General features: G+C 72.9%; 8 protein-coding genes. 1 reads left to right on the forward strand and 7 read right to left on the reverse strand.

Annotated features, from left to right (window positions below; genetic code table 11):
• Window positions 1-409: 409 nt before the first annotated feature.
• The 6 genes from RM445_RS31500 to RM445_RS31525 are packed head-to-tail and all read right to left on the reverse strand — an operon-like array spanning window position 410 to window position 7,634.
• Complete coding sequence (locus RM445_RS31500; protein ID WP_311560520.1) at window positions 410-1,780, reverse strand: hypothetical protein; 1,371 nt, start codon at window positions 1,778-1,780, stop codon at window positions 410-412.
• Window positions 1,781-1,789: 9 nt separating this feature from the next.
• Window positions 1,790-3,091 (reverse strand): hypothetical protein, encoded by a 1,302-nt coding sequence (locus RM445_RS31505; RefSeq protein ID WP_311560521.1) that lies wholly within the window; start codon window positions 3,089-3,091, stop codon window positions 1,790-1,792.
• Window positions 3,088-3,654: a hypothetical protein gene (locus RM445_RS31510; protein ID WP_311560522.1), complete on the reverse strand. Its 567-nt coding sequence runs from the start codon at window positions 3,652-3,654 to the stop codon at window positions 3,088-3,090. The genes RM445_RS31505 and RM445_RS31510 overlap by 4 nt, the downstream gene beginning before the upstream one ends.
• 27 nt (window positions 3,655-3,681) lie before the next feature.
• Entirely contained in the window at window positions 3,682-4,953 is a 1,272-nt protein-coding gene (locus RM445_RS31515; protein ID WP_311560523.1) for a hypothetical protein, read from the reverse strand.
• Window positions 4,940-7,348, reverse strand: a complete 2,409-nt coding sequence (locus RM445_RS31520; protein WP_311560524.1) for a hypothetical protein — start codon at window positions 7,346-7,348, stop codon at window positions 4,940-4,942. The genes RM445_RS31515 and RM445_RS31520 overlap by 14 nt, the downstream gene beginning before the upstream one ends.
• A gap of 58 nt (window positions 7,349-7,406) precedes the next feature.
• The gene (locus tag RM445_RS31525) at window positions 7,407-7,634 is read right to left on the reverse strand and encodes a hypothetical protein (protein WP_311560525.1); all 228 of its coding nucleotides are present in this window, start codon (window positions 7,632-7,634) and stop codon (window positions 7,407-7,409) included.
• Window positions 7,635-7,753: 119 nt separating this feature from the next.
• On the opposite strand from RM445_RS31525, the gene RM445_RS31530 reads away from it, so the two are divergent.
• Window positions 7,754-8,500, forward strand: coding sequence for an AfsR/SARP family transcriptional regulator (locus RM445_RS31530; protein ID WP_311560526.1), 747 nt, complete (start codon window positions 7,754-7,756; stop codon window positions 8,498-8,500).
• 52 nt (window positions 8,501-8,552) lie between these two features.
• Here RM445_RS31530 and RM445_RS31535 read toward each other — a convergent pair whose 3' ends face one another.
• Complete coding sequence (locus tag RM445_RS31535) at window positions 8,553-8,912, reverse strand: hypothetical protein (protein WP_311560527.1); 360 nt, start codon at window positions 8,910-8,912, stop codon at window positions 8,553-8,555.
• Window positions 8,913-9,299: the final 387 nt, after the last annotated feature.

Consider the following 9,299-nt stretch of genomic DNA (forward strand, 5'->3'; position numbering starts at 1 on the left):
GACATAGCGGGCCACGGTGTGGTGGTCACACCCGGCCAGCTCCGCCGCCGCCCGGTAACTCCCGGTGAGGTCGTACGCCTCCAGAATCTCCACGATCTCCTCGCTCCGCTTCACCGGCAGACCCTCGCCACCGGCCACCTGCTGTGGATCACCGGGGAGATATCTGGCCACCAGCGGGGAGATCACTGGCCATCACCGGGGCAGTAAATGGCCGCCTACGGGGAGTTTGGACTGGCCGCTGTCATGAGCGGAACTCATTTCCTCAGCTCAGCATCGTGAGTGAAGTCCAATGTAGGAGGTGACTCCTTGTCGGGGCGGTCGCCCCGAGTCTGCCTGCCGGGCCCGTGCGGCGCAGCAGGTCCTTGGTCCTCCTTGCAGGGAGCCCACGAGTGGACCCTGGCAGCGCCGGTCAGTAGTCGACGTGCACGTGGTTCGTGTGATTGGAAATTGCCCGGTTCTCTCTGACCCCGATCTGCAGGTTGAGCACATCGGGGTCCTCGCGCCCGTTCCCCGAGCAGATGACCGTCCGGGGGACGAGGTCCGTGCCGCGGAGGCTGTTGAGCGCCTGCATGAACCTGATGGTGTCCGGCTTCGCGGCCTCCCCGTCGCCGTCAATGTCCTTCCCATTGATCTGGTTGACGTCGATCGCACGCCCGTACCAGTGATTCGAGATGTCCGCCGTGGGGCTGCCCGCGCTGTCCTTGACGTACTTGCTGTGCCCGACGATCGCCGTATAGACCTGGAAGGTGAGGCCCTTTTCCACGAGCGCCACGCACACACGGAGAACTCGCGTGTCGATGGAGGCGGTCGTGCCGTCCTCCCGCCGCACGGCACCCGTTCCGTTCGTCATCGCCGTGCGCTCGGCCGCCTGGGCGAACGCGATCCTCCCGCTCTCCACGTAGCCCTTGAGCTTGGTCAGCAGCGCAGCCCGATCTGCGGTCGGCAGGGGGCCACCGGGCGTGGGGCCGCCGGGTACGGGACGACCGGGCGAGGGGCTGGGGGGCCACGGGCGGGGGGCGGGAGCGGGTGTCGCCGGCGCTCCGCGCAGGATCGGCAGCACCAGCGTGTCCCGGATCGCCAGCCACTCGGCGCTGAGCTGCCCGTAGTTCGGCTCGCTCCGCGAGATCAGCCGGCCGTTCCGCTCGGGATGGCGCTTGAAGAAGATCGTGTCGCACAGGGTGTTCACGTCGGTCTTCCCGGCGGCAATCGCGGACCGGACCAGCGCGGTCTCGATGTACGACGGCGCCTCGTCGTCGCGCCCTGCCGCGAACAGCTCGTCGTCGGGGCCCTCGCGGCGCAGGTGCCCGGTGCCCCCGGCGTGCACGGCCGCCCGTGCGGTGAGCGCGCCGAGCGCGACGACGGTGTCCCGAATCGTGGTCCACTCGTCGCCGAGCTCCCGGTAGCCCGGCTCCGCGGACGACAGACCTCGCCCCCGGCGTTCGGGGTGGCGGGCGTAGAACACGATGTTGGTGAGCGTGTTGACGTCGCCGAGCGCGGGCGGGGCGACCGCCCCGAACGCCGGCTCGGCGAACCGCTCCGCCCCGAACCCCGTCTCCCCGCCCGACTCCCCGAACCCCGACTCCCCGAACCCCGCCGCGTCCGGGAACGACTCGCCCCACAGCGACGACGCCTCGCCCGAGCCGGGCTCGTGAGACGCCGGGGCGACCAGGTACTCCTGCCGGAACGGCGACGACCCGTCGTACCCCTCGTCCTCGCCGTCGGCGGGCGGGACGAAACCGGCGAGCGGTGCGCCGACCGCCTCACTCCACACGCTGGTCATCCCGCCCCCTCAGCGTCCGTGGCCGTTGGTGGCGCCCACCGGAGCGGGAGCCAGCAGCGGCGTGCTCGGCACGGCGGCGGGAGCCGGGGCGGGCGGCGTGCCCGGGGTCGGGAGCCGCAGGGGTTGCGGGCTCAGCGGCACCATCGCCGCGCCGACGGGCCGGTCCTTCACGCGCTCGCCGGTCGCGGACTGCCAACCGTCGATGATGTCGCGCATCTCGATGCCGAGCGGGCGCGTCGGGTCGAACAGGGCCGACGCGGCGATGGGTTCGGAGAACAGGCCCGCCTCGATGGCCCGCAGCAGGCACGACATCGGCTCCGCCAGCCGGAACAGCTCGCGCGACCGGGCGGCGGGCGACATCCCGACCCGCTGGGCGATCCGCGCCAGGCGGTCGGCCGGGCTGGTGGCCTCGGCCTTGAGGTCGCGCACGATCGGCGTGTCGGACTCGAGGGTGAGGTGCAGCCAGCTCATCAGCGTGACGTGGACGAACTCCTCGTGCGCCAGGTTCCCGCCGATACGCCGGTTGTTCAGCATGTCCTGGATCGAGCTGCACAGGAACGCGACGTAGGACGGGTCGGTCGGGTTGGCTCCGGAGGTGTTCGCGCTGTTCTCCAGGCCGAGCCAGACCTGCCGCAGCAGCTCCGACCACTTGGCGCGGAAGTCGGTGTTTGCCCCAAGACCGACGTGCGCCTTCCAGTCCTGGCCGACGGAACCGCCCGTCCCTGGGGCGATCGGGTGCGGAAGGTCGTACCCGAACATCCGCCAGTAGGCGTTGCGCCGCGACACTCGGGAGAAGAGGCGCGCCTCGCTGACCACGCTGGCGATCGAGAACGGTGGCGCGTCGCGGAAGATCAGCTCCTCGGTGGTGCGCCGCCACCGCGCCCCGTCCGGCGAGAGCGAGCCGAGGGTCTCGCCCGCGACCAGCCGCCGGATGACCTCGAGGACGACCACCTCGGCGCCGGTGCACTCGACCAGGTAGGCGTACATCAGGTGGTGCGGGAAGAAGCTGACAGCTGCGGGATGCGGCGGCCCGGGGGTCCCGGACCAGGCCCGCGGGTCGTCGAGCGTGATGCCGGACGGGGCCATCGGTGGGGCCGAGAGGAACGGTGGCGGCATCGCGAGGGCGCCGACGATGCCCGGGTCGCCGAGGAACGCGGCTCCCAGCTCGTCGCCGCCGGGCAGGACCGGCAGGTTGGACAGAGAGCTCCACACCTCGTCGAGCCACAGGTTGAGCTGCGCGGGGTGGACCAGCAGGGCGTCCTCCCGCGCGCCGCCGGTCTCGGCGAACCGCTTCGCCAGGGCACGGATCATCTTGCACTCCTCGGGTCGAGGGGGCTCGTGGACGCTTGGGCGGGTTGCAGCGCCAGCAGCCGGGGCCCGAAGGCGACGAGGGGGCCGCGTCGGTCGCGGAGGAACAGGACGGAGCCGATGGGTTCGGTGTCCTCGACGTCCTTCGGCCGTACGTGGCCGCGACGGCCGTCCCCGTTGCGCGGGCGCTCCGCGTCAGCGGACCCGTCCCCGCGAAGATCCGAGTCCGACTCCTCGATGCGGAGGACCTCGACCTTGGTGCCGCTGCGCAGCTCCACAAAGGCGGCGTCGCGCGGGAGCCGGACGAAGTCGATGCGGCCGTAGTCCCGCGTCACCCCGACGAGGCGAACGTCGAACTCGTCGCTCGCGGAGCTCACCCGGCCCATCAGCGTGCCGAGGACCTGGTAGCCGAAAGCGACGCGCTGGCGAATCCGGTCGGCCTCGGTGACCTCGGCGGCGGGCCGAACCGGGACGTCCACGCGTTCCGCCAGCTGCTTCACCGCGCGCGCCAGCGTGGCGAGCTCCTCTAGGAGCTGCTTGGAGTCGGTCGAGGGGGTGTTGGCCATCGGTGCTCCTCGGGATGCGGTGGCGGGTCACGCGGCCGGGTGGACGGCGAGCGGCCGGGCGGCCGTGTCGGCGCCGAGGTCGGTGACCCAGGCGCGCAGGTTCCGGTAGTGCGCCGCCCGGTCCCCGCCGAGGGCGGCGCGGGTCGCGAGCAGCGCGAAGATCGGCAGGGGGTGGCGCCGGCGCAGGTAGCGCGAGGTCAGCAGGGTGCCGCCGGCCCGCCGTTCGAGGGCCTGCAGGCTCGCGGGGTGCACCTGCATCGGGTCGAGCACCGCGGACAGCGGTGCCCCCCGGAACGCCCGCATCGGCTGCCGCGTGCAGACCCCGACGATGTCGTCGAGCGCCTCAACGCTGACCCGGGTGAGGTGCTCCAGCTCCCTGCTCGCTGCGTGCGGCGGGTGGCGCCGCCACCACACCGCAGCGACGTCGTCCCAGGGGCCGCGCCCGAACCAGCTCCGGCACAGCGCCACGTTGAACTGGACGCGGATCCAGGCGTAGGGGTGCGGGTCGCCGAAGCGGACGCGGTAGACCTCGGCGGTCGGCCCGTCGACGACGTTGGCCAGCCCGACCACCGGGGCCCACCCGGCCTGGGCAAAGGCGATGACGTCCGCGACCACCTCGCCCGCGCACGACTGCCAGAGCGCGGCGACGTCGGGCGAACGCGGGGCGAGAGTGGCGTACAGCGCGTCGGCCAGCTCGGCATTCCACCCGGTCAGCGCCCCGATCTGGTGTCCGCCCTCGTGCAGGAGCGCAGTCGGGTACGACAGGTTGTGCCGGGTGAGCTTGATCATCGCCGCCGGCGACGCGTGCGCCCCGTTCCACAGGCGCACGCCGGCGCGCAGGATGGCGGCACCGAGGCCCTTGTCCACGTAGACCAGCGCCGGTGGCGACGGGATGCCGAGCGGCCCGAGCGCCGCGGCCATCGCGTCGGACGCGAGGGTGTCGTAGCCCTGCAGGAGGGCGCGCATCGCCGGGTTGGTGCGGGTGTTGATCCCGTCAGCGAAGAAGTCGGTCGTGGTCTCGACCTGCAGGTAGCGCTGCCGGAGCCGGAGCAGACCCGCGCGGACCGCGTCCGGGTCGCGGCCCGCCTCCGCAGCGCGCTCGAGCGCGCGGGCCTCCGCGACCAGGGACGCAACGATCCCGGCGAGGCGGTCGCGGACGCTGTGCCGCAGGTACTCCTCCAGGCTCGCCCACGCCTCCGGCGCCGCGACGGCGTCGAGGTCGGCGAGCGCCTCCGCCGCGAGGCGCCAGTGGGCAACCTCCGCGGCGGTCTGGCGCGCCAGCAGGTCAGTCGTCGTCATGGTCGACGCCGCTGCGGATGCCCAGGGTCGGCTCGCCGACGTCCGCCCGGCCGATGGCGGCCCGGTTGGCGAAGGTGAAGGTGAAGGTCAGGGTGACACCGTCAGCCGGGTCCTTCGCGGCGGCGGCGAGCGCCGCGGCCGCCGCCGGCAGCCGGGTGGCGACCGTGCGACCGATCGCGTCGGCGAGCGCGTCGGTGAGGCGGGCGGGGACGCCCTCGGCCGGGGTGATGCCGCGCCTGACCAGCATCCGGTGCACGGCGGCGGCCAGCGCGTGGCGCACCGGCGGGCCGACCAGGCCCCGCACGAGCGTCACGACCTGGACGTGCCGCTGGCGTTCGAGGTGCCCCACCAGCAGGTGGGCGTTGCGCTCGCCGACGCGCAGGAGTACGCGCAGCTGGGGCCGGTGGCCGGAGAGGTCGAGGCGCACCGCGAACGGCGGGCGGCGGCGCGGGTGCAGGCCGGGCACCTTCAGGCGGAACACGACCGTGCCCGGCCGCCGGTCGGGAGTGGGCCCGGGTCGGCCGACCGCGACGACGACCCGCGGCTTGGGGTGCGGGATCGGCAGCGGCCGCGACGGCACCAGCTGCTCGAACTCCCGTGCCCCGTCGGCGTACGACGCCGCCTCCCCGTCGAGCTCGAACGCCGCGAGCTGGCCGAGCTCGGCGCCGTCCATCAGCTCGTAGAAGTGCGCCTCGGCCGCGACGGGGAAGCGGGGAAGCCCGGCCTCAAGGAGCCGGTCCTCGAGCGTCTCGCCGTCAGCGAAGACCACCGCGCGGGCCAGTGGCCGTGTGACGTGCACGGGCTGTACGACGCTGTACTTCTTGTAGCGGTAGTGCGCACCGGAGGCCCGTGGGCAGGGGATCCAGATGCCCCGCTCGCCGTCCGTCTCGGACTCGGCCAGGTCGGGGCGCAGGACCGGAGCCGGGAGGTGCCGGACGGCTGCGTCCGTGAACGCCTCCAGCACGGCCGACTCCAGCAGCAGCTCGTTCTGCAGCGACGCCGCGGGCATCGACAGCACCTCGCGGACGGTGTCCTCGACGGTCGCGACGAGGGCCTCCGCGCCGAGCATGCCGTCGGCGGTGCGCTCGGCCTCGAGGCCGAGCAGGCGCAGCCCGACGTCCGCAACGTGGCCGGAGAGCTTTCGCGCCGCCTGCTGACCGACCATGCCCTGGATCAGGATCGCCAGGGGTTTGGCGATGGCGTCGACGACTCGCTTGCGGCCAATGACCTTGACCCCGAGCTTGAGCAGCTTCATCGACGCCGCCACGAGGGGGACGAACTGCTCCATCTCGGCCAACGGCGGACGGCCGGGCTCGGCCTCGACGAGCTGGCGGGCGAGCTGCTGCCGGCCGGCGTCGAGCGCGGCGAGCGGGCCGGGCCCCGAGCCCACCGCCCGGTGCGCCTCGGCCGCGACGTGGTCGACGAGCTCGGTGGCAGCGGCCTCGGTGGGAGCGAGGAAGGCCTCGGCGAGGCGGGCGTCGAACTCGTCGGCGAGCGCCTCGGCGCTCCACGGGCTCTCTTCCTCGGCCGGCGGCGCGGCCGCGTCCGGCTCGGTCGGTTCCGCTGCGGCGGCCGGATCCGCAGGCGTCGCCGGGTCGGCGGGGGCGGCGACCGGAGCGGCGCCCGGGGCCTTCTTGCGGAACTTCGCCGCCACCGTGCGGGCGATCGGCTGCAGGTCCTGGGGAAGGCGCCCGATTGCCTTTGCCAGCACGCGGGCGAGCAGGGGACGGACGAGCTTCTTGAGGAAGGCGAACAGCTTCTTGAGCGGGAGCATCTTGGCGACGGCGCCGACCCCCTTCTTGACCAACTTGCCGACGCCCTTGACGACCTTCTTGACCTTGCCGACGAGCTTCTTCAGGAACTGCTCCTGCGCGTCGAGCGGGCCGCCCGCCTCGTGCGCGGCGAACCCGGCGACGGCGTCGATCTCGCCCGCGGTGACCGCGTCCACGGGGCGCTCGCCGAACTGCGCCTCCAGCTCGCCCAGCAGCCGGTCGGCCTGCGCGGCGACGGCCTCCATGTAGTGCTCGGCCTCCGAGGTGGCCGCGGGGAACGCCTCCCCCGCCTGCGCCCACGCGCCGGTCGCGCCCAGGTGGCGTGCGGCGGCCTCGTCGGCAAGCCCCTCCAGCGCCTCGCGGAACCCGTCGTCCTCGAACTCGGCCCGCAGCGCCTCGAACGCCTCGGCCTCGAGATCGGCCTCGTCGTACGAGGACAGCGCTTCGGCGAACGGCGTCGTCACGACGTGCTCGGTGAAGAACTCCCCCACGCCGGCCGGAAGCCCCGGGTCGACGAAGAGGGCCGCCGAGGCGAACGGGCTAGCGAGCGGCGGGAGCGATTCGGTGGACCAGGTCTCGCTCTGGTCCGCTCCGCCGTGTGAGGCCATCTCGTAGACGCTCACCGGCCACCTCCTGGGATCTCCTTTCGCCGACGGTAGGAAGGAGGCGTCCGGGCCATCGTCACTCCTGCGTCGTCGCTTCCGTTGCGGCAGGACCGGCATCCGAAGGCAGGTCGGGCACCAGCTCGCGGAGGAGCGTCCGCACGACCAGCGCGGCCTCCTCGGGACTCGCCGCCGCGCTCCGCACACTCCCGCCCTCGCTGTCGGTGCCGACCAGCCGCGCGCGGATGCCGCCGGCGTCGGCCCAGGCCCGCACTACGATCACAGCCCACCGCGGTGCCTGTGCCATGCCGCGATGCTGGACGGGCACCGTCCCTCGGCCCGTCCCGCCGCCGTCGTGATTTCCGGCCCGGCGATGTATCTGACGGTCCTGGCGCGGCTCATCTCTATAGCCGAAGGAGGTGCGCCGTGGCTCCTGCGCCTCGCCTCCGCGTCCTCGGAGCGTTCCAGCTGCTGGTCGCGGACCGTCCGGCTGACCTGCCGTGGCAGGCACAGCGCGTTCTCGGGTTGCTCGCGGTCTGCGGCTCGGCCCAAGCGCGCTCCGCCGTCGCCGGCACGCTGTGGGCCGACCTCCCGCAGGCTCGCGCGCAGGCGAACCTGCGCAACGCGCTGTGGCAGATCCGCGCGGCCGGCGGGGTGGTGGTCCACGCCACCCGGCCCGCGGTCGCGCTCGACATGGACCTCGTCGTCGACCTCGTCGACGCGCGGCGCTGCGCGCACGCCCTACTGCGCGACGGTGCTGACGAGTCCGGCCGGGACACGATCGACGCGCTCGACCGCGACCTGTTGCCGAGCTGGGACGAGGAGTGGCTGGTGATCGACCGGGAACGCCAGCGCCAGCTCCGGCTGCACGCGCTCGAGGCGCTGAGCTCGGACTTCTGCCGCAGGCAGCGCTTCCCCGAGGCGATCGCGGCGGCGCTGGCGGCCGTCCGCGCCGAGCCGCTGCGCGAGACCGCGCAGCAGGCGCTGATCACCGCCTACGTCGGCGAGGGGAACGTGAGCGAGGCGGTCCGCCAGCTGGCGGCCTACCGCACGCTGCTGCGCGACGAGCTGCGCATCGCACCGGGCCCGCAGGTCGAGGCGATCGTCGTCGCGGCGCTGAGGGCCCGGGCCGGGTCAACCGGCGCACGGCGGCCGGCGGCGCGGAGCGCGTGAGGCGGCCCGTAGTCCGGCCGGCGTGGACGCCCGGTTCCGTCGGCGGTCGGGGTTACGGTCCGGTCATGGCCTCGACCAGCGCCTCCTCCGCCGCTCCGGGTGTTGGTGCGGCGGATCCGATCCGGTTCGGGTAGGTCCACCGTCCCCGAACGAGGCGGCGATGCCAGCCCGGGATCGTGTTCGGAGTGACCAGGCGATGGCAACACAGTGCGCGTGGCAGCCGCCGCACGAGGGCGGCGACCACGCCCCGGTCAGCCCAATGCAGGCGTGGTCGTGGGTTGGTGCGGCGCAGGACGGCGACTTCGTGGCGCAGCACGAGGAGCTCGACGTCCTTGGTTGAGGACGTTCGGCCCAGCAGTAGGACCAGCCCGAGCACCTGCCGGAAGATCAAATAGAGCAACCACAGCGACACGGCAGAAATCATGTCCGACCAACGATCAGCGCTGGTCGCTGGACCTCTACACCCGACGCACCGACAAAAGCAGCCGCATCTGCGACGCACTCAACGACCTGCTCGACGAGCACGACCCGAACGATGGTCCGGAGACGGTTCCCGCTCCAGTATGAGCCTCTGCTCCGGGAATGCTTCGAGAGCCGGGCCGCAATGACGTACGGCCTGGTCTGCTGAGCTCTGTACAAGCCGCTGGACAGGCCGTTCACGATGATGGGCGATGGTCGCGTCCCGGCTGGTGGTGTAAGTCCGGGGCCTGTCCGGCGTGCCTGAGCACGTGGGAGGGGCCACCGCGTGAGTCTCTGCGTGAACCGACCAAGGATCTCGTAGAGAGGTGCCACGCGATGG

The sequence above is a fragment of the Pseudonocardia charpentierae genome (genome assembly GCF_031845345.1).
GTDB classification, from domain to species: Bacteria; Actinomycetota; Actinomycetes; order Mycobacteriales; family Pseudonocardiaceae; genus Pseudonocardia; species Pseudonocardia charpentierae.

What these genes read in the sequence shown, in the direction of transcription:
- RM445_RS31505 (WP_311560521.1), bottom strand. Translation starts at nt 3,091, where the DNA reads ATGATCCGTGCCCTGGCGAAGCGGTTCGCCGAGACCGGCGGCGCGCGG.
- RM445_RS31500 (WP_311560520.1), bottom strand. Translation starts at nt 1,780, where the DNA reads ATGACCAGCGTGTGGAGTGAGGCGGTCGGCGCACCGCTCGCCGGTTTC.
- RM445_RS31525 (WP_311560525.1), bottom strand. Translation starts at nt 7,634, where the DNA reads ATGGCACAGGCACCGCGGTGGGCTGTGATCGTAGTGCGGGCCTGGGCC.
- RM445_RS31515 (WP_311560523.1), bottom strand. Translation starts at nt 4,953, where the DNA reads ATGACGACGACTGACCTGCTGGCGCGCCAGACCGCCGCGGAGGTTGCC.
- RM445_RS31510 (WP_311560522.1), bottom strand. Translation starts at nt 3,654, where the DNA reads ATGGCCAACACCCCCTCGACCGACTCCAAGCAGCTCCTAGAGGAGCTC.